A 25,553-nucleotide genomic window follows, 5' to 3' on the forward strand; every position below is an offset into this window, starting at 1 on the left:
TACCATGAGCCACGATCATGTCACCCCACTGGCTGGAGAATCTGCCGCCTTCCATTTCGACGAACGGTGGATCGTCGACGCCGGAATCGAGTCGGTATGGGCGGTTCTCGAACGGGTGGATCAGTGGCCGGAATGGTGGACGGGACTGACCGCTGCCGAACGGGTCGGGGTCGGACATGACGATGCAGCCGATATCTCCGTGACTCCCGGCAGCCGAGCCAGACTACTCGTCCGCGCTCCGATCGGGTGGTCGCTGCGCTTCACCATCGAGGTCGACGAGGTCGAAGCACCCAATCTCATCCGGTTCCGATCAGAGGGCGATCTGCGCGGCGAAGGACGGTGGACTCTGACTGCCTTCGAGGGTGTGACGGTCATCGATGCGCTGTGGTGTGTGACGACGAACAGAACCCTGATCAGGGCGATGCGGCCGCTGTCGGGACTCATGCATGCGCTCGTGATGCGGGCCGGCGAACGGGGACTGCGTCGGAGACTGTCGGGACTGGGCCGCCACTGATCCGAACCCCCTCAGGTCACGCGAAACTCGAAAGAGACGCCGACGGTGACGTTATTGTCGAGTTTCGCGTGACCTGAGCTCGTTTCGAGCTGCCGGAGGCTTCAATCCTGCCCTGCCCAGGCATCGATGCCGCCGGCAAGGGAACGCAGTCGGACCCCAGCCGGCACCGAATCGGACAGGATCTCGACGGCCTCGGCCGATCGAGCCCCGGACCTGCAGTGGATGACGATATCGACAGGTGACGCCTGCCGGCCCAAGCCGCCGAGCACCGACTCAAGCGCCTGCCACCCGCCGTCTCGAACGTCGCCGAGGGGCAGATGCACCGAACCGGGGATGGAAGCCAGTTCGCGTTCCCAGTCCTCACGCACATCCACGACGACCACATCGCCGTCACTGGACCGAAACTCCGCGACGTCGATTTCGTCCGTCGCGGGACCAGGCGCCTGGCCAAGGCGCGGAACGGCTGCGCAGGCGGCGGCCACCTCGGTGAGATCGGTGACCGCGGGACGGTCGGGATCGGGGGAGAACCGCAGAGTCGAATACTCTCCGGTCAACGCCTCATATCGCAGCAGCCGGCCGATGAATGGAGCACCGATTCCGCAGATGAGTTTGATCGCCTCGGTCGCCATCGCCGAGCCCACGGTTCCGCACAGCACGCCGAGGACCCCGCCCTCGGCACAGTTGGGCACCGAATCGGGCTCCGGGATATCCGGGAACAGGTCGCGCAGCATCGGCCCGTGGCCGGGAACGAACGTGCTCACCTGACCGGCGAAGCGGAAGATCGTGCCCCACACCAATGGGGTCCCGGTGAGTTCGGCGGCATCATTGGACAGGTACCGGGTGGCGAAATTGTCTGCACCGTCGAGGACGACATCGTGGTCGGCGAAGAGCTCGAGTGCATTCTCCGGGGTCAGCCGACCTTCGATCGTGCGTACCGCAATATTCGGATCGAGCCGGTGCAGGGCATCAGCAGCTGAGGTGACCTTCGGTCGGCCCACATCGGCATCCCGGTGGATGACCTGACGCTGCAGGTTCGACGTCTCCACCACGTCATCGTCGATGACCGTGATCGAGCCGACCCCGGCTGCCGCGAGATAGTTCAGTACCGGAGACCCGAGTCCGCCGGCCCCGATGACCAGCACCGAGGCGGCCCGCAGACGCCGTTGCCCCTCCAGTCCGAATCCCGGCAGGCTGAGATGTCGGGAGTAGCGTTCCAGCTCCGCCGGGGACAGGGATTCCACGGGTTCGACGAGAGGCGGAAGTGTCGGCAGAGCGGTGGAAGCGGTGCTCATTGTGCTGCGACCATTCCGGCGAACGGCGATGAAGCCAACGCCAAGGGTCGCTTGGGTATCCTCCCGGCTCCGGCCGCCAGATACCCGGCCTCGACGGCCAAGGCCATCGCCCGGGCCATGGCATGAGCGTCGTGGGCGCGGGTGACGGCCGAGGCCAGCAGCACCGCAGTGCACCCGAGCTCCATCGCCAGAGCCGCATCCGAGGCGGTGCCGACACCGGCGTCGAGGATCACGGGCACCTGCGCACGGGAGACGATGGTTTCGATGTTGTGGGGGTTGAGGATGCCCAGTCCGCTGCCGATCGGTGCACCGGCCGGCATCACCACCGCCACCCCGGCATCCTCCAGGCGTTTCGCCAGAGCCGGATCGTCGTTCGTGTAGGCGAAGACCGTGAATCCGTCGAGGACGAGTTCCTCGGCCGCGGAGAAGAGTTCGATGGGGTCGGGCAGCAGCGTGTCCTCGTCGGCGATGACCTCGAGTTTCACCCAGTTCGTCTCCAGGGCTTCCCTGGCCAGGCGGGCAGTGAGCACGGCATCCCGGGCGGTGTAGCAGCCGGCGGTGTTCGGCAGCACTCGGATTCCCAAACGCTGGAGCATGGTGAAGACCGAGTCTCTCGACTCGGCGTCGAAGCGGCGCATCGCCACCGTGGTCAGCTCGGTCCCCGATGCCACCAGGGCATCTTCGAGGATGCTCAGGGAGCTCGCTCCACCCGTGCCCATCACGAGGCGAGACTTCATCTCCACGTCATCGATCGTCCAGCTCATGTCAGCCTCCCTGCACTGCGGTGACGATGTCGACGGTATGCCCGTCGGCCAGGGCGAACCCGGACCAGGCACCGCGACGGATCACTTCGCCGTCGACCGCCAGGGCGATGCCCAGACGTCCGCCGTCGGCCGGTGACCCGTCAGCCTGCAGTTCCCGTCCGGTGACGTCGGCGATGAGGTCGAGCGCCGAGGTGGCACCGGAGAGCTCATGATGTTCGCCGTTGAGGACGATGGTCGGTGGGTGTTCGCGGTCGGTCATGACATGCTCCTCGTTGAGTGGGCAGGGTTGTAGTTCGAATAGGCAGGGCTGTGGTTCGGGTAGGCAGAGGTGGTTTCGGTGGTGAAGCGGTGTGGGGACACGGACTCGGCCGCTCCCTCAGGAATCCAGTCGGAGACGGCACCCAGAGCGAGTTCGGCCCCGAGCCTGCCGCCGAATGGGGCCAAGAGGACGCCGTGCCGGAAGTACCCGGTGCTCACGACGCAGCCGGAATCGATGCGTCCGATGAACGGCAGGTCGTCGGGAGAGCCGGGCCGGGCTCGGGTGGTGATGTCGGCGATCTCCGCATCGAGGATGCCCGGGACCAATCGCTGTCCGTCGGCGAGCAGTCGGTGGACCGCTCCGGCTGGGGTGCCGGAGAGTCCGTCCTCGCGAGAACTGGCGCCGAGGACGATCTCTCCGTCGGGGCGAGGAACCAGGTAGACGGAGCGGCCGCTGACCAGCCCGCGGATGGTGCGAGTCAGCAGGGGAGTCGCCTCGGCGGGGGCACGCAGTCGCAGCACATCACCCCAGACTTCCCGGAGAGGCAGCTGCGGTGCACCGGCGATCGCATTGCTGGTGCTGCCGGCACAGAGGATCACCTGATCGGCTTCCACCCGACGACCGTCGCTCAGCGCGACGCCCACTGTCACATCACCGTCCTTCAGCAGCTCGACTGCCCGCTGCCGAATGAGGAGGAACCCTGATTCACTCGTCACGGCAGACAGCAGAGCGGCGGAGACCCGACGCGGATCGATCGACCGATCGCCAGGAATGTGCACGGCACCGGCCACAGCAGGTGAGAGCGACGGTTCGACCCGGCGGGCAGCGCTGCCGGTGATGATTTCGGTGGCGAAACCGGACCGCGACTGAGCTTCGCGCAGCTCTCGCAGTGCCTGCAGATCGGCACTGTCTCCGGCGCACACGAGAGTTCCGGCATCCGTGAAGCCGAGGTCGACCGCGGCAGCGCTCGCCACCTCGGCAGCGAACTCCGGGTACATCTGCGCCGAGGCCTGCATCAACGGGTACAGGGGAGTCTGCCCCCACACCACCTCGGCGGCGGGAGCGATCATCCCCGCGGCGGCATGGCTCGCCCCCAACGCGGGGACAGGATCGATGATGGTGACTTCGGCACCGAGGCGGCGCAGGTACCAGGCCGTGGACAGGCCGATGATTCCGGCGCCGACGACAATGACTCTCACAGCTTCTCCCTCCGGCGGCATGATCCGCATCAGGTCTGACGGTCGGCTCTTAAGCCCTCTCAGCCTCGTTGGGAGGCTCCCGCGAACTCCTCTACTCTATGACCATGACCACACAGATGCCACCGCGCACCGCAGCGCGGCAGACGAAGAGAGCCTGGAGGCAGGCCCGTTTGGCCGAAGCGTCGCTCTACCTGTGCACCGATGCCCGGGCCGCTCAAGGCGACCTCGCCGAGTTCCTCGACGCCGCCTACCGTGGGGGAGTCGACATCATCCAGCTGAGGGACAAGAGCCTCGAGGCCCGCGCCGAGATCGCAGCATTGGAAGTCCTCAGGGATGTCGCCGCACGCCACGGCAAACTCTTCTCCGTCAACGACCGCGCCGATGTCGCACTGCTCACCGACGCCGATGTCTTCCACGTCGGTCAGGGAGATCTCACCAGCAGTCAGGCCCGGGCCGTGCTCGGCCCCGACGTCATCCTCGGACGCTCCACTCATTCCCTCGAGCAGGCGCTCGCCGCCGAGGCGGACACGGAGACCGACTACTTCTGCGTCGGGCCGGTCTGGGAGACCCCGACGAAACCCGGCCGTGCCGCAGTGGGGACGGCACTGCTGACCGCTGCCGCCGCCGAGGCGAGCAAACCGTGGTTCGCGATCGGCGGCATCGCGGCAGGGGAGAGACTGGACGCGATCCGGCAGGCGGGCGCGAACCGTGCCGTCGTCGTCCGTGCGATAACCTCGGCAGACGACCCCGCTGCGGCCGCACGGGTGCTCACGGAGGAGTTGGAATGACCCCAGCAGCTGACAGCACATCCACCGGAAGCGGTGCAGGTGCCGACCTGTCGATTCTCATCGCCGGGGCAGGCGCCACCGGCGGAGCATTCGGCACCTATCTGCAGGAAGCCGGGCGCGATGTCACGTTCCTGCTCCGGCAGGCTCGGGCGGCGACGGTCCGCGCGGACGGACTGCGCTTCACCGCTCCCGGTGCCGATCGGACGAACCAGGTCGATGTCATCACCGCCGAGGAGCTCAGTGCCTCAACGCGGACCTTCGACCTCGTCCTCGTCGCGGTCAAAGCGGGTGGACTCGACTCGGTCATCGACGATATCGGACCGGCTGTGGGAGAGCAGACGACCATCATCCCGTTCCTCAACGGCATGGCCCAGATCGAGAAGCTTCAGAACAGGTACCCCGGGCAGGTGCTCGGCGGGTTCGTCAAGATCGTTGGCACGATCAGAGACGGAGCCGTCGTCCAGCTCACCGACCTTGCGGTGATGACCATCGGCGAACTTCACGGCGCGGCCGTACCCACGCGAATCTCCGAGGCCCTCGACGTCCGCGGATTCAAACTCCAGATCGTCGATGGAGTCATCGACGGGCTGTGGGAGAAGTGGACCTTCATCGCCGCCGCGGGAGTCGTCACCTGTCTGTTCCGCGCCCCGGTCGGGGCGATCATGGCAGCAGGCGGCAGATCGCACGTGCACGCCATCATCGACGAACTCGAAGCCGTGGCGGCCGCGGCCGGACACCCGGTGTCGGAGGCCTCTCACGACATGACGCTGCAGATGCTCACCGAGGACGGTTCGGCCTTCACCTCATCCCTCTACCGGGATGTGACGGCTGGGCTGCCGAGCGAAACGGAGCACATCCTCGGCGACATGGCGCTCAAGGCTGCTGAGCTGGGAGTGCCGACTCCTCTGCTCGACCTCACACTTGTGCAGCTGCGGGCAGGGGAAGCCCAGAAGCGGTCCTGACTTCAGCCGTGCCCGTGCGCAGCATCGCCAGATATGGCTCCTGCGGCTGAGTGTGTTCGGTGTCGGTCGAACCGTGGGCTGCGGTGAATGTGACCATGGGGACGCCGTCGACATCATCGAGGACGAGCAGCGTCTCGTAACCGCCGGGGCCCACAGAATGTGAGCTGCCTGAGGGCAGGTCGAAGACGAGCCGCTCCAGCGGACTGTCGGGTTCGGGCGGCCGATTCATCTCCTGAGCCGCGACATCGGCGAACTGCTCGGCAGTGATGAGGTAGGCCTTGGCCGGTGTCGGTCCGGGGACGGAATGGTCGTAGAAGGCCATGCCACCGCCCCAGACTTTCGACTCTCCGGCAAAGTAGATCGTCCCGGGCAGCTCGATCCCGGCCTCTGCCTGGGGGAGGGTGCTGTCTCTGGCGCCCGGATAGGTCACCTTCGCACCGGGCGGTCGCCCGCCCTGCAGATAGCAGGCGAGCCGATCGCGGGCCATGTTCGATCCGTAGCTGACGTACCACACATGTGTTTGAGACATCCTCTCCATCATGACATCTCGGCCTCGGAGATTGTCGAATCGACTCCTGCTGCGGGTGCGGCGCCTGCTGCGTGTGCGGCGGCGCCGGCGCATGCTCTGCAAGCGTCGGGCGAGTTCGACGCTGCTGGTGATGGCCAGGGCGATTCCGATGCCGACGGCGACCCCGAGCAGCGGCCGGTTCTCGAAGAGCGTGCCCCCGATGAGTCCGATTCCCGTCGAATAGAGCGCCCAGGCCAGACTTCCGACTCCGTCCCAGAGCAGGAAGCTTCGGATCGGGAACCCGAGCAGGCCGGAGCCGATGGTCGCCAGACTGCGGCCTCCGGGAACGAACCGACCGGCGATGAGCACAGTCCCGCCTCGGCGAGAGAAAGCCGTGTGGGCGGAGTCGAGGAGCTTCTCAATTCGGGACCACCGTCGCCACCGTCCGATCCCGGTCGCAGCGAAACGGCCGACAAGATGAGCCGCCAGATCGCCGAGGAGAGCTCCGGACGCAGCGGCGAGGACGAGCCCTGCTGGGTGCGGCTGCCCCGTCGCGGCGAAGGTCGCAGCGGTGATGAGCAGAGTCTCCGAGGGCACAATCGGCACGAGCGAGTCCAGAGCCGCGGCCAGGGCGATGAGCAGGTACACCCACGGAGAGGTGAGAGAGGCAGTGAGCAGCTCGAGTGCGAGATCCATACTTATCCAAGCTAGACAGCGGGCGGGAAGGTCGGTACGCGGTCGGGCACACAGTCGGTGCGGTCTACCGGCAGGTGCCGTTGCGGAAAACCGGAATCCGAGACTGGGGTCGAACCCCTGTGAGTCGGCGATCGGCGTTGCTACGATCGATTCATGCCCTGGCCGAGCGCGCTGTCCACCCGCCTTCCTCCCGAAGTACGGATGTTCGCCGCGCGGTGGACGCGGTCCGTCCTCGCCGTCGTATGGGGCGGTCTGCTGTGCCTGCCGCTTGTCATCACCTCCGTTCTCCCGCCCACCTCACGCATGGCCACGAGAGTCCGGGGCTGGGAACTCGCCCGGCACTCCCGCGGATTCGGACTCGTCCTCGCATCTGCACCGATGAAACGGCGATTCCTGCTCGGCAACGCCCTCGTCGCAGGTCTCGCCATCATCCCCACAGCGAATCTCCTCGGCGGATTCTTCGTCGTCACACTCGGTTCGCTCTTCCAAGGATTCTTCATCGGGGGAGCCGTCAACATCGGGTTCGACATGTGGTCGATCTCCCAGCCGACGCTCTTCGTCGGTGTCCTCTACGGGGCGGCGAACCTCATCGGAACCGTCGCTCTGGCCGAGGCAGCCAGCTGGGCGCACGGCCGCATCGACGCACATTTCGTCGAGGTGGAGCGCCCCTTCGCCGTCTACACCCGCATCAGCGAACTGCTGACGACCCGCCGTGGAGTCGTGCTCGCCATCGACGAGGAACGACGCCGGATCGAACGCGACCTGCACGACGGCGTGCAGCAGAACGTCGTGTCCCTGTCTGTGCTCATCGCGCGCGCCAGGAGGGCCTCGGATCCGGTGAAGACCGAATCCCTGCTCGACGATGCGCTGGTCCAGTCCCAGGACCTCATCGACGAGATGCGGGAAGTCGCCTGGCGGGTCTATCCCACAGCGCTGGATGAGCATGGGCTTCGGCCCGTGCTCGAGCGGATCGCCGGGCGCAGCCCCGTACCGCTGACCCTCCAGACCGTGCCGGAAGGCAGATTTCCGCCCGCAGTGGAATCCGCGACCTACTTCGTTGTTCGTGAGGCCGTGACGAACGTCGTCAAACACGCCGAGGCGACCGAGATCACGGTGAGCATCGTCGCCGAGGCGCAGACGGCACTGACAGTGACCATCTCCGATGACGGCCGCGGCGGAGCGGATCCGCGCGGGGGAGGACTCCAAGGGCTAGCACGACGGGTCGGTGCCCTCGACGGGAGTCTCGATGTTGAATCCGCAGAGGGCACGGGCACGACGGTGAGCGCCCGGATCCCGCTCGGTACCGAAGCACAGATGGGCAGCATGAAAAGTGAGAAGAGCTAGAGGTGACCATGACAGAGATACAGACGGAGAACCAGATGCGCGTCGTCCTCGCTGATGATGCGGTGCTGCTGCGTGAAGGCGTCCGCAGTCTCCTCGAAGACGAAGGGATCAGCGTCGTCGCGTCCGTCGGAGACGGGAGCGAGCTGCTGCGGGCGGTCGCCGAGCTGCGACCGACCCTGGCGATCGTCGACGTGCGGATGCCGCCGACCCACACCACCGAAGGGCTGGAGGCGGCGTTGGCCATCAAACGGCGTTTTCCTGACATCGGCGTGCTTGTGCTCAGCCAATACGTGCTGCGCGAGTATGCGACAGAGCTGCTGAGCACCGAGTCCGTGGGCGTCGGCTACCTGTTGAAGAACCGGGTGACCGACATCGACCGGTTCCTCGATTCGGTCCATCGGATTGCCGAGGGCGGAACGGTCATCGACCCCGACGTCGTCCGTCAGCTGCTCACCACCTCGGAGAGGCAGAACACGCTGTCGACCCTCACTCCGCGGGAAAGCGAAGTGCTCGAAGCGATGGCCGAAGGACTGTCGAACCGGGGTATCGGCGAGCGACTCTTCGTTTCGGTCAGCTCCGTCGAGAAGGCCATCAGCGCGATCTTCGACAAACTCGGCCTCCAAGCGGGGGAGACGACGAGCCGCCGCGTCGAGGCAGTGCTCGCCTACCTCAACCGGGAGTGAAAGGATCGGACCGAGAACCGCCACCTGGGCCGAGAATGAGGAGAGAAATGAAACGCCGACTGCCTGATCTCAAAGAGCTCGCCCCCTTGCTCCAGTTCGACCTGCCCCGCCTCGACCGAGTCGCCGCGAGGTTGGAGTCGGCCGCAGACATCTGGGACCTCCGCCGCATCGCCAAGCGCGTGACGCCGACGGCTCCGTTCGACTATGTCGACGGTGCCGCTCTGGATGAACGGACATTGGCGAAGAACCGTGACGCGCTGGGCAACGTCGAGCTGCTGCCCCGAATCCTCCATGGAGTCGACGCCCCGGACACGTCGACGACGATCGCCGGCACCCGAACCGCACTGCCCTGCGGCATCGCCCCGACCGGATACACACGCATGATGCACTCCGAAGGCGAAGTCGCCGGAGTGCGTGCGGCGGCTAAGGCCGGAATCCCGTTCTCACTGTCGACGATGGGCACCACCTCTGTCGAAGACGTCGCGCAGGCGGCACCGGATTCCACCCGGTGGTTCCAGCTCTACCTGTGGAAGGACCGGCAGCGCAGCCTCGACCTGATCCAGCGGGCCGCCGCCAGCGGATACGAGACCCTGCTGGTCACCGTCGACACCCCGATCACCGGTCAGCGTCTGCGTGATCACCGCAACGGTCTGACGATCCCACCCCGTCTGACGCTGGGGACCATCCTCGACGCCTCCTATCGCCCCGGCTGGTGGTTCAATTTCCTCACCACCGAACCGCCGAAGTACGCGTCACTGTCGAACACCTCCCAGTCCCTGGCGGAGATGACAGCAACGATGTTCGATCCGACTCTCGACCTCGATGACCTGCGGTGGATCCGCGAACAGTGGAACGGGCGACTGTTCGTCAAAGGCATTCTCACCGCCGAGGATGCCCAGCGCGCCCAATCCGTCGGAGCCGATGGACTCGTCGTCTCCAATCACGGCGGCCGTCAGCTTGATCGGGCTCCGGACTCGCTGACCTCACTGGCCGAAGTTCGTGCGGAGGTCGGACCGGAGATGGAGCTGATCTTCGACTCCGGGATCATGTCCGGCACCGACGTCGTCGCCGCACTGTGTGCCGGGGCGGACTTCGTGCTCATCGGCAGGGCGTATCTCTATGGCCTTATGGCCGGCGGTGAGCGAGGAGTCCAGAGGGCGATCGCCCTCATCCAGCAGGAGATCCTCACCGCCATGGGACTCATGGGCGCCCGCAGCATCTCCGACCTCGGCCCCGAACTCGTTCGCGGCCTGCCCCAGTGAGCGGCCTCAGACCGGGAGCTGCCAGCCGACTCCCTGTGAGTCTCGGTCAGGCCTGCAGCAGACGTGTGAGCAGTCGGAACTGATGGACCGAGATCTCCGCCGGATCGACGGCCGCGCTGTCGTCCTCCGTCAGTGTCAGAGCTCTTTCATCGAAAGTGCGCAGCAGTGAGAACACCGACAGGGTCTGGAGCTCGAGTGGACAATCAGCATCGATCGCCTCGGCCCCACGCCCGACGATGAGTACGGCGCGCACCCACTCTTCGACATGGCCGGCGAGCTCCCGGACTGCGGGACTGTCCGCATTCGCATAGGCGATGTGCCACAGACGCGTGAGCTCCGGGCTCTCCGGCCATGTGCGCGCGATGTTGACCCAGACCGAGCGTGCTCGGTCCCAGAATCCGTCTGAGAAAGTCTCCGGAGCCGGCGGTGTCCAGAACCGGCGGGCGGATGCGGCGAGATCGGCAACGACGAGGGCGAAGAGGTCGTCCTTCGAATCGACGACGTGGTAGAAGGAGCTCTTGCTCATCCCGCAGGTGGCGATGATGCGATTGAGCGACGCCTCCTCGAACGTCCGCGAAGCGAATTCCCTCGCTGCGGCATCGATGAGCGCAGCGCGCTTCTCGGGGCGCATACGCGCCAACGCTGTCTCGTACACGACGTCAGTCTAACAATTGTCGGCCCGTCTATGGACCATCTGGTCCAAACGGTGTTACCGTTTGGACCAGATGGTCCACATGGAGGGCGGCGCATTGAACTGGTCCGACGAAGGAGCCCACGCATGATTACCGCGGCAACGGTCGACGACCAGCTGAAAGACGTGAGTCCAGAAGAGCCGCGCATCCTCATCGTCGGAGCCGGAATCGCCGGAATCACCCTGGCGCAGCTGCTCAGGAGCCGCGGAATGCACCCGGTCCTCATTGACCGCTCGGCCGATTCCGGCCGCATGATCGGCGACAACCGCGCCGGATACATGCTCGCCCTCATGCCGATGGTCGATCCCATCATCGATGAACTCGACTGCCGGGAGGCTTACCTCGAATCCAGCGTCGGCATCGACCGCTATATCGCCCATGCGCATACCGGCAGAGTCCTCAGGCGGGACCACCTCGGTGACCTGCTGGCCGACTACGGCGACTACCGCGGAATCTCCCGCGCAGCGCTTCTCGACGTGCTCACCGCAGCCGACTGCCCGATCGCCTTCGACACCACAGTGACAGAACTGTCCGAAGCCGGAGCCACTGTGACTCTGGCCCAAGGAGGCCATGGGGGCCAATATGTAGAGCACGATTTCGATGTCGTCATCATCGCTGACGGAATGAACTCCCGCACCCGCGGACTCGTAAACGGCAAGACTGCGTTGACCGACCCCGGAAAGAACGCCAAGCCCGCCGCGACAGGCGCCGACGGGCCGTCGCCCGTGTCGGCAGTGGACACGACCTGGGGCGGATGGGTCTGCTGGGCCGAAGCCGATGATGATCAGAGTGCCGTCGATGAGATCTGGGGCGACGGATTCTTCCTCGGAATGTATCCGGTCAAGGACGGAATCGGCGTCTTCCTCGGCTGTCCCGGCTCCCGGCAGCCGCTCGGCCCACGACGATTCGCCGCCGAGGTCCGCAACCGTCTCACGGTGCTGACGCCGCGGATCGACGCCTGTCTCACCGCGGTCGAGGAGGCGGAATCACCCTTCTTCTGGCCGCTGCGGGATTCACGGGCACACCGGTGGTGCCACGGGCGGACCGTTCTGCTCGGTGATGCGGCGGCTGGGTTCCTCCCCACGGCCGGAATCGGTGCCGGCATGGCGATGGAATCGGCCGGAGTGCTCGCCGGCGAACTCTCCGCCCTGGCCACTCGGCCCAGGACAGCCTTAAGCGCAGATCGTTCACCTGCTGCCTCCGAATCGGTGGCCGCACTCGAGCGTTTCGAAGTCCGCCAAAGGCCGCGAGTCGAGGCCGCTCACGACAATTCGCGGTCTCTGGCCCGACTGATGTTCGGCCGGTCCCGCCTCTTCGCGTTCGCCCGCGACCAGGCGTTCCGCGTCATCAGCATCCGCTCCGCGCTCAAGCCGATACTGCAGCTGCTCGAATCCCCACCCGAGCGGATGTGACCCTCCTCCCAGACTGCGTCCCCATCGGCCTCGAACGGGCCCGTGTGTGGTAGGAATGGCCAGGGTCCTCGTGCGCGGACCTGCCGAACCACGAACGAGGATGACCATGGGAATGACAGCCGCCTCGGCGAGCGAAGAACGCCGACTCCGACGGGGACTGAAGTCTCGCCACCTGCAGATGATCGCCATCGGCGGTGCCATCGGCACCGGACTCTTCCTCGGCTCAGGCGGCACGATCTCACAGGCCGGACCCGGCGGTGCCCTCCTGGCCTACGCCGCGATCGGCATCATGGTCCTCTTCGTCATGCAGTCCCTCGGTGAGATGTCGACCCACCTGCCGGTGGCCGGATCGTTCCACACCTACGGCACCAAATACGTCAGCCCCTCATTCGGCTTCGCCATGGGCTGGAACTACTGGTTCAACTGGGCGATCACCTTGGCCGCCGAACTCGTCGCAGCCGGTGTCATCATGTCCTTCTGGCTCCCCGATGTGCCGTCATGGATCTGGGCGGCGGTCTTCCTCATCCTCCTCGCCGGGCTGAACTTCCTGTCCGCGAAGGCCTTCGGCGAAGGCGAATTCTGGTTCGCCGCCATCAAGGTCACAGCCGTCCTGTCGTTCCTCGTCCTCGGCGTTCTCATGATCTTCGGCATCCTCGGCGGAACCTCACCCGGAATGAGCAACTGGACGACGGGCGAGGCTCCGTTCGTCGGCGGATGGATGTCTGTCATCAGCGTGTTCATGATCGCCGGGTTCTCGTTCCAGGGCACCGAACTCGTCGGCGTCACCGCAGGGGAGTCGGAGAACCCTCGCAAGGACATGCCGCGAGCCATCCGCACCGTGTTCTGGCGCATCATGCTCTTCTACATCGGCGCCATCGCCGTCATCGGGTTCCTCCTGCCCTACACGGACCCCTCTCTGCTGGCCTCGGCGAACAACGAGGACATCACCGCCTCGCCGTTCACGCTCGTCTTCGAGCGCGCCGGCATCGCCGTGGCCGCCGGGATGATGAACGCCGTCATCCTCACCGCGATCCTCTCGGCCGGCAACTCCGGCCTCTACGCCTCCACCCGCATGCTCTACGCCATGGCCAAAGAGGGAACCGCGCCGAGGCTGTTCGCCCGTCTCAACGAACGCGGAGTCCCCGTCATGGCGCTGCTGGCCACCGCCATGATCGGCCTGTTCGGATTCCTCACCGAGATCATGGGCGACGGTGGGGCCTATACCTGGCTGATGAACGTCTCCGGACTCTCCGGCTTCATCGTCTGGGTCGGCATCGCATGGTGTCACTTCCGGTTCCGCCGCGCCTATGTGCGGCAGGGGCACAATGTTGCGGACCTGCCCTACCAGGCGCCGCTGTTCCCGATCGGGCCGGTCATCGCGCTCATCATGCTCATCGTCGTCATCATCGGCCAGAACGTGCAGGCCATCGTCAACGGCCAGCTGCTCCAGGTGGCCAGCGCCTATGCCGGGCTTCCCGCGTTCCTGCTCCTGTGGGTCATCCACCGCATCGTCACCGGCCGGCGCTCACGAATGGCCGCCCTCGATGACATGGACGTCGAGGGACTTGAGATCAAGGCGTCCTGACCCGGGGGGTCGCTTCTCGCCGAGGCGGCCTCGCGGTGGGAATCACACCACCGGAAAAATGAGTTAAGCTAGGCTCGCCTAACTACTCAAGAAGGATTCCATGCGCCGTATTCTCGCCCCAGTGATTGCCTCTGTCCTCGTCCTCGCCGGCTGCGGCGGAGGAGGGGGCACAGCCGAGGAAGCCTCGGGTCCCACCGTCGAAACGAAATTCGGCGCCGTCGATGTGCCTGCCGATCCGCAGAGGGTCGTGGCTCTGGGGTGGGGTGATGCCGAGACCGCGCTGGCGCTCGGCGTCCAGCCCGTCGGCGCCTCCGACTGGGTCGAGTTCGGCGGCGCGGGCGTCGGCCCCTGGGCCGAGGATCTCTACGACGAAGCTCCGGAGATCATCGAGACGATGGAACCCGACTACGAGGCCATCGCCGCCCTGGAGCCCGACGTCATCCTCGATACGAACAGCTCCGGAGAGAAGAAGCGCTACGACCGCCTCTCCGAGATCGCTCCGACGGTCGGAGTTCCCGAAGGCGGCGACAACTACCTGACGACGATGGACCAGCAGGTCGAGCTCGTCTCCCAGGCACTCGGCAAGGCCGACGACGGGAAGAAGCTGCTCGACGACCTCGACAAGACCTACGCCGATGCGCGCGAAGCTCATCCGGAGTTCAAGGACAAGTCCGTGACCGTGGCAGCGAAGACCTCCGAGGGCTGGGGTGCCTATGTCGAGGAGTCAGGTCGTGTGCAGGTCATGGAGCAGCTCGGCTTCAAGCAGTCCGAGACGATTGCGGGAATGAAGGCCGAAGGCTTCTCCGTTCCGATCTCCGAGGAGAACCTCGATCAACTCGACGCAGACCTGCTTCTGACGTTCCCGATCTACATCGAGGACAAGGAAGTCACCGAGGATGCTGCCTACAAGCGCATCCCGGCCGTCGAAGACGGACACGACTTCGTTCTGACCAAGGACAACGACGACATCCGCAAGGCGTTCTCACTCAACTCGATCCTCTCGGCCGAGTACACCGCGGAGCAGCTCCCGGGACTCATCGCCGACAAGGTGAAGTAACCGACTGACGAGCGCTGCTGCGCGCCCCTGCGCAGAACTTAAGCAGAACTCACACGGCGGCACGCCACACATCGAGGCCGAGGTCGATGATGCGGGCGTGCCGCACACTTTGCAGCGAATCGATCGGCAGCCATTCCGCCCGATCCGTCGTCCCATCGACTTCGAGAGTGCCCAGGGTGCCCCCGATGATCCGAGCCTCATAGACGACGCGGGCTCCTTTGAAGGGGCGAGCCGTCGAGTCGCCGAAAGCCGGATTGCGACGTGACTCCGTGAATGAATGTGTGGTCAGGGGGCGGACCAGTTCGGCGTCGAAGCCGGTCTCCTCCTTGATCTCCCGGATCGTGCCCGCTTCGATGCTCTCGTCGAACTCGATTCCGCCGCCGGGCAGCGTCCAGATCGCGTGCAGGCGGTCCTTCCCGCCGTTGAACCAGCTGAGGAGGATTTCGTCGTCGTCATTGACGATGACCGCGTAACCGGCAAGGCGAGTGTCATATTCGGAGAAGTGCATGACCTCACCCTACCCGCGTCTGCACCGGTCACCGATGAATGAAGTCCCCACGGATCTCTTGTTCGGCGGAGCGCGGATACATAGTGTGAAGACATGAGCGAACAGCCGCAGGCCCCGAACGACCGGCTCGTGCACACTCGCACGATCCCCGTCTCCGCCGAGAAGATCTTCGCACTGCTGGCGGACCCGCGACGCCACCATGAGACCGAACCCGGCGACTGGGTTCGCGGCGCCATCGACGGCGCCCCCATCACGGCGGTCGGCCAGGTGTTCTCCATGGATATGTACCTCGACGTCGTGGGCGGGGCGTACCGCATCGACAACACCGTCACCACCTTCGAGCCTCCGTACGCCATCGGCTGGGATCCCGGCCAGGCCGACGAATCCGGACGGATCGTCCCGGGCGGGTGGCGGTGGCGCTACGACCTCACCGAGACCGATGCCGGCACCGAGGTGGCCCTGACCTATGACTGGTCCGCCACGACGGAGGCGACTCGGGAGGAGTTCGGGGGATTCCCTCCGTTCCCCGCCGAGTTCCTCGACGCCTCACTGGAGAGCCTCGAACGTGCCGTCACGGGCTAGGCTGGGATCGTGACCACCATCAACAGCACTCGCGTGGGCGAATCCGGGCGCCTGGTCGTCTTCCTCCACGGCCTGTTCGGCCGAGGCAAGAACTTCACCCGCATCGCCAAGGACATCGAACCCGAGTTCTCCAGCCTTCTGATCGACCTGCCCAACCACGGCGAGTCCGACTGGACCGAGACCTTCGACTACGTCGAGCTCGCCGACGCCGTGGCCGCCCATATCGTCGAGGCGGTCGGCCCCGACGACCAGCCCGTGCACCTGGTCGGACATTCCCTCGGTGGAAAGGTCGCCATGGTGCTCGCCCTGCGTCACCCGGAACTCATCGACCGCCTCGTCGTCGTCGACATCGGCCCCAACGCCGGCGGGTCCACCGGAGTGTTCGACCATCTGCTCTCCAGCCTCGCCGCCCTCGATCTCGATCGGATCGAATCGCGCACCGAGGCTGATGAGGCACTTCGGGACCCGATCCCGGAGGCTGCGATCAGGGGATTCCTGCTGCAGAACCTGCGCCCCACCTCGGCGGGATATTCCTGGCAGCCCAACCTCGACCTCCTGCATTCGAGCCTCGATATCATCGGGGGCTTCCCGGACATGGGCGATGCCGTATTCGACCACCGCGTCCTCTGGGTCGCCGGCGAGAAGTCGGACTACGTCGACCGTGAAGACCTGCCGCACATGCGCAGTCTGTTCCCACGCACCACCCTGCTCACCGTCAAAGGCTCGGGACACTGGGTGCATTCGGAGAAGCCGCGGGAGTTCGTCTCAGCACTGACGACATTCCTCAGCCGCCCCTGAAAAGGAATATGCTGAACGCGCTCGACGTTGCCACAGCGACGAGCACAATTGGACTCAAACTCTCAGGAGGAATGCGTGAGCACTTCGATCCCGGCCGATCCCGCAGAGAAGTTCGCCGAATACGCGGACGGAACCCGACTGGTCAGCACCGATTGGGTGGCTGAGCATGCAGGCGATCCCGGACTCGTCATCGTCGAAAGCGACGAAGACGTGCTGCTCTACGAAACCGGGCACATTCCCGGAGCGGTCAAGGTCGATTGGCACACTGAACTCAATGACCCCGTGACCCGCGACTACGTCGACGGCGAAGGCTTCGCCGCACTCATGTCGGCCAAGGGCATCTCGCGTGAGGACACCATCGTCGTCTACGGCGACAAGTCCAACTGGTGGGCCGCCTACGCGCTGTGGGTCTTCACCCTCTTCGGTCACGAAGACGTCCGCCTCATGGACGGCGGTCGCGCGAAATGGCAGGCCGAAGGCCGCGAGATGACCACCGAGAAGCCGAAGCCCTCACCCACCGAATACCCTGTCGTCGAACGCGACGATTCGGTCATCCGCGCCTTCCTGCCCGAGGTCCGCGACAGCCTCGGCGAACTGCCGCTCATCGATGTGCGCAGCCCGGAGGAATACACCGGCGAACGCACCCATATGCCCGCCTACCCGGAGGAGGGAGCGCTGCGCGGCGGCCATATCCCTGGCGCGAAGTCGATGCCGTGGGGCAAGGCAGCCAACGAAGACGGCACCTTCAAGTCCGCAGCCGAACTCAAGGAGCTCTACACCGAGCAGGCGGGACTGGGCGAGAGCGATGAGGTCATCGCCTACTGCCGGATCGGCGAACGCTCCAGCCACACCTGGTTCGTCCTCAAGCACCTCCTCGGTTACAGCAACGTGCGCAACTACGACGGTTCCTGGACCGAATGGGGCAACGTCGTCGGCGTGCCGATCGTCACCGGAGCAGAACCCGGAGAGATTCGCGGACGCTGATGACTGAGACGACGACGCCCAAGATCGACGACCTGCCGGAGGCTCTGGCAGAGATCGTCACGGATTTTGCCGAAACCCCGGCCGATGACCGTCTCCAGGTGCTTCTGGAATTCGCGACGGACCTTCCCGACCTGCCGGAGAAGTACACGGACCATCCGGAGCTGCTCGAGCCCGTGCCCGAATGCCAGTCGCCGATCTTCCTCGTCACCGAGGTGGCCGACCCCGAGGCGGGGGAGCAGGCGGAAGTGCGGCTGCACTTCTCCGCACCTCCGGAGGCGCCGACCACGCGCGGCTTCGCCGGGATCCTGCACGAAGGGCTCGACGGAGCCAGCGCCGAGGCGATCCTGTCGGTTCCCGCCGACCTGCCCCTGCGGCTGTCGATGTCGGAGATCGTCAGCCCGCTGAGGCTGCGCGGAATGAGCGGAATGCTCTCGCGGATTCAGCGACAGGTGTCCGAGAGGATCGGCAAGATCACGGCCGAGTGAGACCTCTCTCGCTTGGCTGAGGTGGTCCGGTGAGTTACAGTGTGGTTAGCCTGCCCTTAGTCACCTGACCGCCTAATAACTCGAAGGACCACCTCGATGACCGGTTCCGCCACCTCTGCCGAGGCGAAACCGCATACCGACACCAGTCATCCGACCGGTGGCAGCCTGTGGATCAGAAGAGCGCTGGGACTCGTCGCGGCACTCATCACGCTCGTCGTCGCCATCGCGGCGTCACTGGCTATCGGGGCGCGGGACATGCCGATCTCGGAAGTCCTTGGAGCCTTCTTCGCCCCCACCGGCAGCGACGATCAGCTCGTCGTCCTCGAACTGCGGCTGCCGCGGACAGTCCTCGGCATCCTCGTCGGAATGGGACTGGGCCTGGCCGGCGGGCTCATTCAAGCCCTGACCCGCAACCCCCTGGCTGATCCGGGCATCCTCGGCGTCAACGCCGGAGCGTCCCTGGCGATCACGATCGGTGTCGCGTTCTTCGGGATCTCCTCGATCACCGGATACATCTGGTTCGCCTTCGCCGGAGCCCTCGTCGCCACCGTCGGGGTCTATGTCATCGGTTCCGCAGGCCGCAGCCGCACGGTTGATCCGATTCGCCTGACCCTGGCCGGAGTCGCCGTCGCCGCAGTGCTCACCGGACTGACCAAGGCGATCCTGCTGACCAACGAACGCGCTTTCGACGCATTCCGGTCCTGGGACGTCGGCGCGATCGCCGGCCGTGATTTCGATACGATCACCGCGATCCTGCCGTTCATCGTCATCGGCACAGTGCTCGCACTGGCATTGTCCCACTCACTCAACGCCGTGGCTCTCGGCGATGACCTGGCCGCCAGCCTCGGCACCTCGGTCAATCGCACGCGGGTGCTCTCCATCCTCGCCGTGACCCTCCTCGCCGGAGCGGCCACGGCCGCAGCCGGGCCGATCGGATTCATCGGTCTGATGATTCCCCATATCGCACGGTGGATCGTCGGTCCCGACCAGCGCTGGATCCTCGGCTACTCGGTCGTCCTGTCACCTATTCTGCTCCTGGCCTCGGACGTCATCGGCAGAGTCGTGATGAAGCCCGGCGAACTCCAGGTCGGAGTCGTCACCGCGTTCGTCGGTGCTCCGGTGCTCATCGCCCTTGTCCGACGGAAGAAGGCGAGCGGTCTGTGAAATCCACCAACGTCGCGGTTCCCGACCGCACCCTCACCGCGCACCCGCGCGCCTTGCCGGGGGAGACGGTCGACTTCGGCCGGCCCATGCTGCGCGTCTTCGGATTCCGCATCGATATGCGGGTCGTCATCACTGCCGGAATCATCACTCTCCTCGCCTTGGCCTGCGGTTTCGCCGGTCTCATGCTCGGCAAGTTCTCGCTGACTCCGACCGAGGTCTTCCAAGGCCTGTTCGGGGTCGCGGAGAAGCGCATCGTCAACACAGTCGTGGGCGAATGGCGGGCACCGCGCATCATCGCCAGCATCGTCCTCGGAGCCGGGCTCGGAGTCTCCGGAGCCGTATTCCAATCACTGACGCGCAACCCACTGGGTTCTCCGGACATCATCGGCTTCTCCACCGGTGCCTACACCGGAGGCATCGTCACGATCATCGTCTTCGGCACGAGCTTCGTCTCCACCGCGGCAGGAGCGATCATCGGGGGACTCCTCACCGCACTGGTCGTCTACCTGCTCACGTGGAAAGGCGGAGTGCAGGGGTTCCGGCTCATCATCGTCGGAATCGCTCTGACGGCCATGCTCAATGCCTTCAACACCTGGCTGATCATGCGCGCCGATCTTGAGCTCGCGATGGCCGCCGCCACCTGGGGTGCCGGCACCCTCAACGGAATGGGCTGGTCGACGATCGCTCCGGCCGCTGTGGCCACGATCGTTCTCGGACTGGCCTGCGGACTCTTCTCCCGGGACCTCGGGACCTTGGAACTCGGCGACGATACGGCGAAGGCCCTGGGTGTGCGTAATGAGCCCATCCGCGCCGTGCTCATCGTCATCGCCGTCGCCCTCGTCGCCGTGGTCACTGCCGCTGCCGGCCCGATCGCCTTCGTCGCCTTGGCGGCTCCGCAGATCGGACGGCGAATCGCGCGGGCGCAGGGCACCAGCCTGTTGACCTCTGCGGCAGTCGGAGCGCTGCTCCTCGTCGCCGCCGACCTCATCGCCCAGCATGCGTTCGGCGACATCCAGCTGCCCGTCGGCGTGATCACCGTGAGCATCGGCGGCATCTATCTCATCTGGCTCCTCATCCAAGAAGCTCGGAAGGCATCATGAGCATTCCCAATACTGTGGGCGCATCGTCACCGCTGATCGCCGAGAACCTCGATCTGGCCTATGACCAGCGTCAGATCGTCAGTGATCTCGATGTGAGCATTCCTGACGGAAAGTTCTCGATCATCGTCGGCCCCAATGCCTGCGGCAAGTCGACCCTGCTGCGAGCACTCGCGCGGCTCCTGCCGCCGGCGAAGGGCACAGTGCTGCTCGACGGGAACAACATAGAGAAGATGAAGACGAAGAAGATCGCCCAACGCCTGGGTCTTCTCCCGCAGTCGTCCATCGCCCCGGACGGGATCACGGTTGCCGAACTCGTCTCCCGTGGTCGGCATCCCCACCAGTCGTTCTTGCGCCAGTGGACCGACTCCGATGAAGCAGCCGTGCTGTCGGCGCTGCGGGCGACGAACACCGAAGAGCTGTCTTCACGGCTCGTCGACGAGCTCTCCGGAGGCCAACGCCAACGTGTCTGGGTGGCCATGGTGCTCGCTCAGGAGACATCGCTCCTGCTGCTCGACGAACCGACGACTTTCCTCGACGTCGCCTACCAGATCGAGCTGCTCGACCTGTTCTCGCAGCTCAATCACGAATACGGGCACACGCTGGTCGCCGTGCTTCACGACCTCAACCAAGCCTGCCGGTACGCCGATGAGATCATCGCGATGAAGGACGGTTCCATCGTCGCTCAGGGACCGCCGGAGACGATCATCACCTCGGAACTCGTCCACGAGGTCTTCGGCATCGAGTGCACGGTCATCGACGATCCGGTGACAGGCGCTCCGATGATCGTGGCAGGAGCGCCGAAGAAGACATTCGCTCAGCGCTGAGCCGGAGTCGACCGGACGACTACGTTCGGGACTGATCTGAGTGCGGCCCCGCCTCGGCGGGCGCGTGCGTCCCATCCGAAGTGCTCTTGCGTTTGAAGAGCGCTTTGACGCCGAAGATGATGCCGACGACGATTCCTCCCCAGATCGCGCCGAGGATGAGGGAGAAGAACGTGTTGACCAGCCACCCAAGGAAACCGCCGACGGCCGCGATTGCGGCGACAGGCTCTTCGAGGTGGTGAACGAAGCCGTAGAGGGCGTGGAAGCCGAGTTCATCGGTGCCGACGAGGATGATATGGCCTCCGACCCACAGCATGGCGAAGGTGCCGACGACGGAGAGGAGCGCGAGCAGCTTCGGCATGGCCTCGACGAGGAATCGTCCGAACTTCTGCTGTCCGGGGGAGTCCTTCCTCGCCATATGCAGACCGATGTCATCCATCTTCACGATGAGCGCGACGACACCGTAGACACCGACGGTGATCGCAAGGCCGACGACGGCGAGAATGACGGCACGGCTCGTCAGGGACTCACCGGCCACCTCGTTGAGGGCGATGACCATGATCTCGCAGCTGAGGACGAAGTCAGTTGTGATGGCCGACCGCACGACTTTCTTCTCTGCTGCCGCACCATCGGTCGCCTGCTCGGCGGCCGGGGTCTCCTTCTCATGGTGGGCGATCCACCCGAGCTTCTCGAAGACCTTCTCGGCGCCCTCAAAGCACAGGTAGGTGCCGCCGACCATGAGCAGCGGAGTCAGCAGCCAAGGAAGAAACTGACTGAGCAGCAGAATGACCGGGAGGATGATGATGAGCTTGTTGAACAGCGATCCGAACGCGATGCGTTTGATGATCGGAAGCTCACGCTTCGGGTCCACTCCTTCGACGAATTTCGGCGTCACCGCCGCATCGTCGATGACGACGCCCGCGGCTTTGGCACTGGCTCGCGACGCACCCGCGGCGACATCGTCGAGGCTGGCAGCCGAAAGCTTGACCAGCGCGGCCACATCGTCGAGGAGCGCGATCAGACCCCCGGCCATCTAACGACCGCCCAGCTTGTGAGTGGTGCCCGGGGGCTGACGATGAAGATCACCGAGGTGGTTGTCCGCAGCATCGAAGAGCTGCAGGCGGTCGCCATCGGGTTCGACCCTTCTGGCTTTGGGAACCCAAGTGATCATTCCGGGAGCGGCCTTGAGCGTCATCATCGAGGACTTGATCATCAAACCCTCGGGTTCAGCCGACCATGAGGTCACAAGGTTGTTGGCGCCGTCGCTGCCACGCAGTGAGCCGTCCTCGGAGAATTCGAGGAAGGCCCGCTCGTTCGTCTGGGCAATCCAGCGGCCGATGAGTTCCTGTGTCATTTGTCGTCCTTCTCCAGTCCGCCGATGACTTTTCCGTTGCTGTCCTTGACCTTCATGACATCGCCCTCGATGGTGGCCGTTGAGGCCTTGCTCAGCCAGGTATCGACACCGGCGCAGGCCTTCTGAGTCGACATGAAGGAATCGATGGCGATCTCGTCGCCTTTGACCTTCCACGTGGTGACGATCGCATTGCAGCCGTCAGAACCTTCCAGGGAACCGTCGTCAGCGAATTCGAGGAACGGATCCCCCTTCTCCGGTGAGGACCACTTTCCGGTGGGGTCCATCTTGGACGCTTCGTCGCTGGGGGCTGCAGTTTCGCTGGATTCGGCGGGGGAGGGGGAACTGGGATTGCGCGGATCGACACCGGTGTCACAGGCCGCCAACGGCAGTGTGAGAGCGAGGGCAGCAAGTCCGAGCGCGAGCCTCGATGCAGGTCTCGCGGCGGCAAGGGTGCGAAGCGTTGTGTGGTTCGGCATGCCCCTGATCATAACGGCACCGGTTTCGAGGCCCCTGGAAGAAGACAGGACAGCTTGCGTAGTCCGACTTCTGTAAGTTGTGTTCACCTGCAACATTGATGGTTTTTGCAATGCGTCGTGATCAAACCGTAACCTTTCACACGGTTGGAAATCTGACACCGGAGACCCGAGCCGCTCAGATGCGGGGAGTCGAGTTGAAGGGGTCGGGCAATCGAAGCATCGACAACGATCAAGGAAAACGACCTTATGCAGAAGAAACTCGTGCAGAGTTCGCTGGCGATCAGCGCCGCAGCTGCGCTGGGCCTGAGCGGCGCACTCGTCGCCTCGCCGGCGATGGCTGACAAGGCTCCGCAGAAGCTGAACGTTCAGAGTGAAGCTCACGTTCAGAAGGCACTGTCCGGCGTCGAAGGCGTCAACGCCTACGGCACCGAGGGCGGCGAGCTGAGCATCGGTGTTGCCAAGAAGACCGACGAGATCAAGAAGCTCGAAAAGAAGTACCAGAACATCAAGGTCACCGAGGGCATCAAGGAACTGAAGCCCTACGCGAAGAACGACCTCGTCGGCGGTGCCGGCTACCTCGTCAAGGCCGGCGAGGGTGGCGGAGTCTGCTCGACCGGATTCTCCGGCTGGGACGGTGACGGCAAGCCCGTCGTCCTCACCGCCGGACACTGCTCAAAGATCATCAACGAAGACACCAACGAGTTCGACGGCGACACCACGGTCGACCAGACCGAGAAGCCTTCGATCTCCCAGGCCAATGGCGGAGAAGGCTTCCAGGCCTCCGGCAACGGCGTCGTCGGCAAGTGGGGCTTCGCCAACTTCGGCGGCGACCTGCTCGAAGGCGCAGACCAGAACGAGTGGCCCAAGCCCAGCGAGTCCGACATCGACTTCGCAGTGATCAACGTCGACGAGTCGAAGTACAACGTCAAGAACGGCATCACCGATTGGTCGACCGCCGATTCGGACGACCTGTCCAAGTCGACCACCGAGATCACCGAGGTCGGCGAGCATAAGGACGGTGCCATCAGCAAGTCCGGTCGCACCACCGGTAAGACCGAGGGCAAGGTTCTGCCGCGCTCGGAATACGACTTCGACTACCAGAACGTCGGCGGACGCTGGGTCCACGGATTCGGCGTGACCGCTCCGATCGACAAGCCATTCTCGCAGCCGGGCGACTCCGGCGGCGGCGTCTACCAGGGCAACACCGCTGTGGGTGTCATCTCCGGCGGCGGCGACCTCGACGCGAACACCTCGTTCACCTGGGTTGCCGACCTGGACCACTCGCTCGAGGAGTCCGGCACGGACTTCAACCTTGAGAAGCCGGGCGAGGAGACCCCGGAGGCTCCTGCCGCTCCGAAGGCCGAAGACCAGACGATTGAGTCCGAGGGCAAGGTCAAGGGCAAGGCTGAGGCCGGTGCCGAGGTCGAGGTCAAGTGGGAAGCCGCTGAAGGCGAAAAGGGCACCCAGGCAAAGCCGCAGGCCGAGAACGGTTCTGAGACCGTCACGGCTGACAAGGACGGAAACTTCTCCGTCGAAGGCCCCAAGGCCGAAGGCGACTACAACGTCACCGCGACGGCGATCGTCGATGGACAGGAATCCAAGACGACCGAATTCGACGTGACCGTTGAGAAGGACGAGTCCGAGACCCCTGCTCCTGCCGAGCGTGAGATCAGCATCGATCCCAAGCAGATCGCCGCTTCCGACTTCGTGAAGGAAGACAACGGCGTGACGATCACGGTCAAGGGCTTCGACGAGGGTGAGAAGGTGACCCTCGAGGTTGCCAACGGTCCCGAAGGCGTCGAAGGCATCAAGCTGGACGAGACCGCAAACGAGAACGGCGCTGCCGCATTCTCGATCTACGGCACCAGCGCCGAGAACCCCGAGGCGTACCTCGGTAAGTACGACGTCGAGGTCACCGGCGACAACGACACCGAGGATGAGTCGGCACTGACCGGTTCCTTCGAGGTTGTCGCTGACGAAGACGGATCCGGTGGCGGATCCGGCGGAGATGACGACGGCAACAACGACGACGGCAATGCCGATGGCGGAGCCGGCGACGGAAACGACGATGACGGAAACGGTGACGGCGGTTCTGACCTGCCTCGCACCGGTGCCGAGCTGACCGGCCTCGCTGCCGGAGCCGGACTGCTCCTCGTGGGCGGAACCGCGGTCGTTTTGACGATGCGTCGCAAGAACAACAACTGAGTGCAGTGATGCTGACCGTCTGACGGGCGGCTGAACTCACCGACGGTGCCCCCGGTCTT

The 25,553-nt window shown here is 65.0% G+C and carries 27 protein-coding genes and 1 riboswitch; of the genes, 17 read left to right on the forward strand and 10 right to left on the reverse strand.

Translation table 11 applies throughout. The features are described 5' to 3' along the window. Positions 1 to 4 precede the first annotated feature (4 nt). Positions 5 to 514 (forward strand): SRPBCC family protein, encoded by a 510-nt coding sequence (locus tag GUY30_RS06825; protein WP_167195401.1) that lies wholly within the window; start codon positions 5 to 7, stop codon positions 512 to 514. 101 nt (positions 515 to 615) lie between these two features. On the opposite strand, the gene moeB is transcribed toward GUY30_RS06825, so the two are convergent. The 4 genes from moeB to thiO all read right to left on the reverse strand — a co-directional run bounded on the left by moeB (position 616) and on the right by thiO (position 4,028). Beyond that, positions 616 to 1,806, reverse strand: coding sequence for a molybdopterin-synthase adenylyltransferase MoeB (moeB, locus tag GUY30_RS06830; RefSeq protein WP_167195404.1), 1,191 nt, complete (start codon positions 1,804 to 1,806; stop codon positions 616 to 618). Beyond that, positions 1,803 to 2,570, reverse strand: a complete 768-nt coding sequence (locus tag GUY30_RS06835; RefSeq protein ID WP_167195407.1) for a thiazole synthase — start codon at positions 2,568 to 2,570, stop codon at positions 1,803 to 1,805. Before GUY30_RS06835 ends, moeB begins: the two co-directional genes overlap by 4 nt. A 1-nt stretch (position 2,571) precedes the next feature. Beyond that, positions 2,572 to 2,829 carry a sulfur carrier protein ThiS gene (gene thiS / locus GUY30_RS06840; protein WP_167195410.1) on the reverse strand — a complete coding sequence of 86 codons (258 nt, stop codon included), beginning with the start codon at positions 2,827 to 2,829 and terminating at the stop codon, positions 2,572 to 2,574. Next, complete coding sequence (gene thiO, locus GUY30_RS06845) at positions 2,826 to 4,028, reverse strand: glycine oxidase ThiO (protein ID WP_167195413.1); 1,203 nt, start codon at positions 4,026 to 4,028, stop codon at positions 2,826 to 2,828. Before thiO ends, thiS begins: the two co-directional genes overlap by 4 nt. After that, positions 4,018 to 4,121: riboswitch (TPP riboswitch) on the reverse strand. It overlaps the preceding gene by 11 nt. A gap of 11 nt (positions 4,122 to 4,132) precedes the next feature. Here thiO and thiE point away from each other — a divergent pair. Both thiE and GUY30_RS06855 read left to right on the forward strand, forming a co-directional pair. Then, positions 4,133 to 4,816, forward strand: a complete 684-nt coding sequence (gene thiE / locus GUY30_RS06850) for a thiamine phosphate synthase (RefSeq protein WP_228281780.1) — start codon at positions 4,133 to 4,135, stop codon at positions 4,814 to 4,816. Then, a complete protein-coding gene (locus GUY30_RS06855) occupies positions 4,813 to 5,778 on the forward strand; it encodes a ketopantoate reductase family protein (RefSeq protein ID WP_167195419.1) in 966 nt (321 codons plus the stop codon). Before thiE ends, GUY30_RS06855 begins: the two co-directional genes overlap by 4 nt. Here the strand turns inward: GUY30_RS06855 and GUY30_RS06860 are convergent. After that, positions 5,732 to 6,982 (reverse strand): DedA family protein, encoded by a 1,251-nt coding sequence (locus GUY30_RS06860; RefSeq protein WP_167195421.1) that lies wholly within the window; start codon positions 6,980 to 6,982, stop codon positions 5,732 to 5,734. The two genes, GUY30_RS06855 and GUY30_RS06860, sit on opposite strands and share 47 nt — an antisense overlap. A gap of 153 nt (positions 6,983 to 7,135) precedes the next feature. Here GUY30_RS06860 and GUY30_RS06865 point away from each other — a divergent pair, with 153 nt between their 5' ends. Genes GUY30_RS06865 through GUY30_RS06875 form a run of 3 tightly spaced genes read left to right on the forward strand, consistent with a single transcriptional unit; the run spans position 7,136 to position 10,271 of the window. Next, the gene (locus tag GUY30_RS06865; protein ID WP_167195423.1) at positions 7,136 to 8,326 is read left to right on the forward strand and encodes a sensor histidine kinase; all 1,191 of its coding nucleotides are present in this window, start codon (positions 7,136 to 7,138) and stop codon (positions 8,324 to 8,326) included. Positions 8,327 to 8,334: 8 nt separating this feature from the next. Further along, positions 8,335 to 9,009, forward strand: a complete 675-nt coding sequence (locus tag GUY30_RS06870; protein WP_266096056.1) for a response regulator transcription factor — start codon at positions 8,335 to 8,337, stop codon at positions 9,007 to 9,009. A 47-nt stretch (positions 9,010 to 9,056) separates the two neighbouring features. Continuing rightward, positions 9,057 to 10,271 (forward strand): alpha-hydroxy acid oxidase, encoded by a 1,215-nt coding sequence (locus tag GUY30_RS06875; protein WP_167195425.1) that lies wholly within the window; start codon positions 9,057 to 9,059, stop codon positions 10,269 to 10,271. 46 nt (positions 10,272 to 10,317) lie between these two features. On the opposite strand, the gene GUY30_RS06880 is transcribed toward GUY30_RS06875, so the two are convergent. Continuing rightward, on the reverse strand, positions 10,318 to 10,926 hold the full coding sequence (locus GUY30_RS06880; protein ID WP_208091500.1) for a TetR/AcrR family transcriptional regulator: 609 nt from the start codon (positions 10,924 to 10,926) through the stop codon (positions 10,318 to 10,320). A gap of 123 nt (positions 10,927 to 11,049) precedes the next feature. Here GUY30_RS06880 and GUY30_RS06885 point away from each other — a divergent pair, with 123 nt between their 5' ends. The 3 genes from GUY30_RS06885 (at position 11,050) to GUY30_RS06895 (ending at position 15,017) form a co-directional block, all read left to right on the forward strand. After that, on the forward strand, positions 11,050 to 12,375 hold the full coding sequence (locus GUY30_RS06885; RefSeq protein WP_167195427.1) for an FAD-dependent oxidoreductase: 1,326 nt from the start codon (positions 11,050 to 11,052) through the stop codon (positions 12,373 to 12,375). 106 nt (positions 12,376 to 12,481) lie between these two features. Further along, a complete protein-coding gene (locus GUY30_RS06890; protein WP_407645304.1) occupies positions 12,482 to 13,960 on the forward strand; it encodes an amino acid permease in 1,479 nt (492 codons plus the stop codon). Between the two features lie 100 nt (positions 13,961 to 14,060). Next, positions 14,061 to 15,017: an iron-siderophore ABC transporter substrate-binding protein gene (locus GUY30_RS06895; protein ID WP_167195429.1), complete on the forward strand. Its 957-nt coding sequence runs from the start codon at positions 14,061 to 14,063 to the stop codon at positions 15,015 to 15,017. Between the two features lie 49 nt (positions 15,018 to 15,066). Here GUY30_RS06895 and GUY30_RS06900 read toward each other — a convergent pair whose 3' ends face one another. After that, a complete protein-coding gene (locus tag GUY30_RS06900) occupies positions 15,067 to 15,525 on the reverse strand; it encodes an NUDIX hydrolase (protein WP_167195431.1) in 459 nt (152 codons plus the stop codon). A 93-nt stretch (positions 15,526 to 15,618) separates the two neighbouring features. Here GUY30_RS06900 and GUY30_RS06905 point away from each other — a divergent pair, with 93 nt between their 5' ends. The 7 genes from GUY30_RS06905 to GUY30_RS06935 all read left to right on the forward strand — a co-directional run bounded on the left by GUY30_RS06905 (position 15,619) and on the right by GUY30_RS06935 (position 21,462). After that, positions 15,619 to 16,107, forward strand: a complete 489-nt coding sequence (locus tag GUY30_RS06905; protein WP_167195433.1) for an SRPBCC family protein — start codon at positions 15,619 to 15,621, stop codon at positions 16,105 to 16,107. A 9-nt stretch (positions 16,108 to 16,116) separates the two neighbouring features. Continuing rightward, on the forward strand, positions 16,117 to 16,905 hold the full coding sequence (locus GUY30_RS06910) for an alpha/beta fold hydrolase (protein WP_167195435.1): 789 nt from the start codon (positions 16,117 to 16,119) through the stop codon (positions 16,903 to 16,905). Between the two features lie 75 nt (positions 16,906 to 16,980). Next, a complete protein-coding gene (locus GUY30_RS06915) occupies positions 16,981 to 17,889 on the forward strand; it encodes a sulfurtransferase (RefSeq protein ID WP_167195438.1) in 909 nt (302 codons plus the stop codon). Next, positions 17,889 to 18,374 carry a SufE family protein gene (locus GUY30_RS06920; protein WP_167195441.1) on the forward strand — a complete coding sequence of 162 codons (486 nt, stop codon included), beginning with the start codon at positions 17,889 to 17,891 and terminating at the stop codon, positions 18,372 to 18,374. Before GUY30_RS06915 ends, GUY30_RS06920 begins: the two co-directional genes overlap by 1 nt. Before the next feature lie 96 nt (positions 18,375 to 18,470). Next, on the forward strand, positions 18,471 to 19,538 hold the full coding sequence (locus GUY30_RS06925; protein WP_167195444.1) for an iron chelate uptake ABC transporter family permease subunit: 1,068 nt from the start codon (positions 18,471 to 18,473) through the stop codon (positions 19,536 to 19,538). Positions 19,539 to 19,624: 86 nt separating this feature from the next. Beyond that, positions 19,625 to 20,638 carry a FecCD family ABC transporter permease gene (locus GUY30_RS06930; protein WP_167200770.1) on the forward strand — a complete coding sequence of 338 codons (1,014 nt, stop codon included), beginning with the start codon at positions 19,625 to 19,627 and terminating at the stop codon, positions 20,636 to 20,638. Continuing rightward, complete coding sequence (locus tag GUY30_RS06935) at positions 20,635 to 21,462, forward strand: ABC transporter ATP-binding protein (protein ID WP_167195447.1); 828 nt, start codon at positions 20,635 to 20,637, stop codon at positions 21,460 to 21,462. Before GUY30_RS06930 ends, GUY30_RS06935 begins: the two co-directional genes overlap by 4 nt. A 19-nt stretch (positions 21,463 to 21,481) precedes the next feature. On the opposite strand, the gene GUY30_RS06940 is transcribed toward GUY30_RS06935, so the two are convergent. Genes GUY30_RS06940 through GUY30_RS06950 form a run of 3 tightly spaced genes read right to left on the reverse strand, consistent with a single transcriptional unit; the run spans position 21,482 to position 23,289 of the window. Then, positions 21,482 to 22,492 (reverse strand): DUF808 domain-containing protein, encoded by a 1,011-nt coding sequence (locus tag GUY30_RS06940; protein ID WP_039210515.1) that lies wholly within the window; start codon positions 22,490 to 22,492, stop codon positions 21,482 to 21,484. Continuing rightward, positions 22,493 to 22,813: an META domain-containing protein gene (locus GUY30_RS06945; RefSeq protein ID WP_167195450.1), complete on the reverse strand. Its 321-nt coding sequence runs from the start codon at positions 22,811 to 22,813 to the stop codon at positions 22,493 to 22,495. Continuing rightward, complete coding sequence (locus GUY30_RS06950; protein WP_167195453.1) at positions 22,810 to 23,289, reverse strand: META domain-containing protein; 480 nt, start codon at positions 23,287 to 23,289, stop codon at positions 22,810 to 22,812. Before GUY30_RS06950 ends, GUY30_RS06945 begins: the two co-directional genes overlap by 4 nt. Before the next feature lie 246 nt (positions 23,290 to 23,535). Here GUY30_RS06950 and GUY30_RS06955 point away from each other — a divergent pair, with 246 nt between their 5' ends. Next, entirely contained in the window at positions 23,536 to 25,494 is a 1,959-nt protein-coding gene (locus GUY30_RS06955) for a S1 family peptidase (RefSeq protein WP_167195455.1), read from the forward strand. The last annotated feature ends 59 nt before the right edge of the window (positions 25,495 to 25,553 follow it).

Source organism: Brevibacterium pigmentatum, assembly GCF_011617465.1.
GTDB lineage: Bacteria > Actinomycetota > Actinomycetes > Actinomycetales > Brevibacteriaceae > Brevibacterium > Brevibacterium pigmentatum.

Bases quoted from the DNA above. Each gene is read 5' to 3' on its own strand.
- GUY30_RS06945 (WP_167195450.1), bottom strand. From the start codon at position 22,813: ATGACACAGGAACTCATCGGCCGCTGGATTGCCCAGACGAACGAGCGG.
- GUY30_RS06940 (WP_039210515.1), bottom strand. From the start codon at position 22,492: ATGGCCGGGGGTCTGATCGCGCTCCTCGACGATGTGGCCGCGCTGGTC.
- GUY30_RS06925 (WP_167195444.1), top strand. From the start codon at position 18,471: ATGACCGGTTCCGCCACCTCTGCCGAGGCGAAACCGCATACCGACACC.
- thiS (WP_167195410.1), bottom strand. From the start codon at position 2,829: ATGACCGACCGCGAACACCCACCGACCATCGTCCTCAACGGCGAACAT.
- GUY30_RS06895 (WP_167195429.1), top strand. From the start codon at position 14,061: ATGCGCCGTATTCTCGCCCCAGTGATTGCCTCTGTCCTCGTCCTCGCC.
- GUY30_RS06930 (WP_167200770.1), top strand. From the start codon at position 19,625: ATGCTGCGCGTCTTCGGATTCCGCATCGATATGCGGGTCGTCATCACT.
- GUY30_RS06885 (WP_167195427.1), top strand. From the start codon at position 11,050: ATGATTACCGCGGCAACGGTCGACGACCAGCTGAAAGACGTGAGTCCA.
- GUY30_RS06900 (WP_167195431.1), bottom strand. From the start codon at position 15,525: ATGCACTTCTCCGAATATGACACTCGCCTTGCCGGTTACGCGGTCATC.
- GUY30_RS06955 (WP_167195455.1), top strand. From the start codon at position 23,536: ATGCAGAAGAAACTCGTGCAGAGTTCGCTGGCGATCAGCGCCGCAGCT.
- moeB (WP_167195404.1), bottom strand. From the start codon at position 1,806: ATGAGCACCGCTTCCACCGCTCTGCCGACACTTCCGCCTCTCGTCGAA.
- GUY30_RS06860 (WP_167195421.1), bottom strand. From the start codon at position 6,982: ATGGATCTCGCACTCGAGCTGCTCACTGCCTCTCTCACCTCTCCGTGG.
- GUY30_RS06865 (WP_167195423.1), top strand. From the start codon at position 7,136: ATGCCCTGGCCGAGCGCGCTGTCCACCCGCCTTCCTCCCGAAGTACGG.
- thiE (WP_228281780.1), top strand. From the start codon at position 4,133: ATGACCACACAGATGCCACCGCGCACCGCAGCGCGGCAGACGAAGAGA.
- GUY30_RS06935 (WP_167195447.1), top strand. From the start codon at position 20,635: ATGAGCATTCCCAATACTGTGGGCGCATCGTCACCGCTGATCGCCGAG.
- GUY30_RS06835 (WP_167195407.1), bottom strand. From the start codon at position 2,570: ATGAGCTGGACGATCGATGACGTGGAGATGAAGTCTCGCCTCGTGATG.
- GUY30_RS06920 (WP_167195441.1), top strand. From the start codon at position 17,889: ATGACTGAGACGACGACGCCCAAGATCGACGACCTGCCGGAGGCTCTG.
- GUY30_RS06855 (WP_167195419.1), top strand. From the start codon at position 4,813: ATGACCCCAGCAGCTGACAGCACATCCACCGGAAGCGGTGCAGGTGCC.
- GUY30_RS06890 (WP_407645304.1), top strand. From the start codon at position 12,482: ATGGGAATGACAGCCGCCTCGGCGAGCGAAGAACGCCGACTCCGACGG.
- GUY30_RS06870 (WP_266096056.1), top strand. From the start codon at position 8,335: ATGACAGAGATACAGACGGAGAACCAGATGCGCGTCGTCCTCGCTGAT.
- GUY30_RS06875 (WP_167195425.1), top strand. From the start codon at position 9,057: ATGAAACGCCGACTGCCTGATCTCAAAGAGCTCGCCCCCTTGCTCCAG.
- GUY30_RS06950 (WP_167195453.1), bottom strand. From the start codon at position 23,289: ATGCCGAACCACACAACGCTTCGCACCCTTGCCGCCGCGAGACCTGCA.
- GUY30_RS06825 (WP_167195401.1), top strand. From the start codon at position 5: ATGAGCCACGATCATGTCACCCCACTGGCTGGAGAATCTGCCGCCTTC.
- GUY30_RS06905 (WP_167195433.1), top strand. From the start codon at position 15,619: ATGAGCGAACAGCCGCAGGCCCCGAACGACCGGCTCGTGCACACTCGC.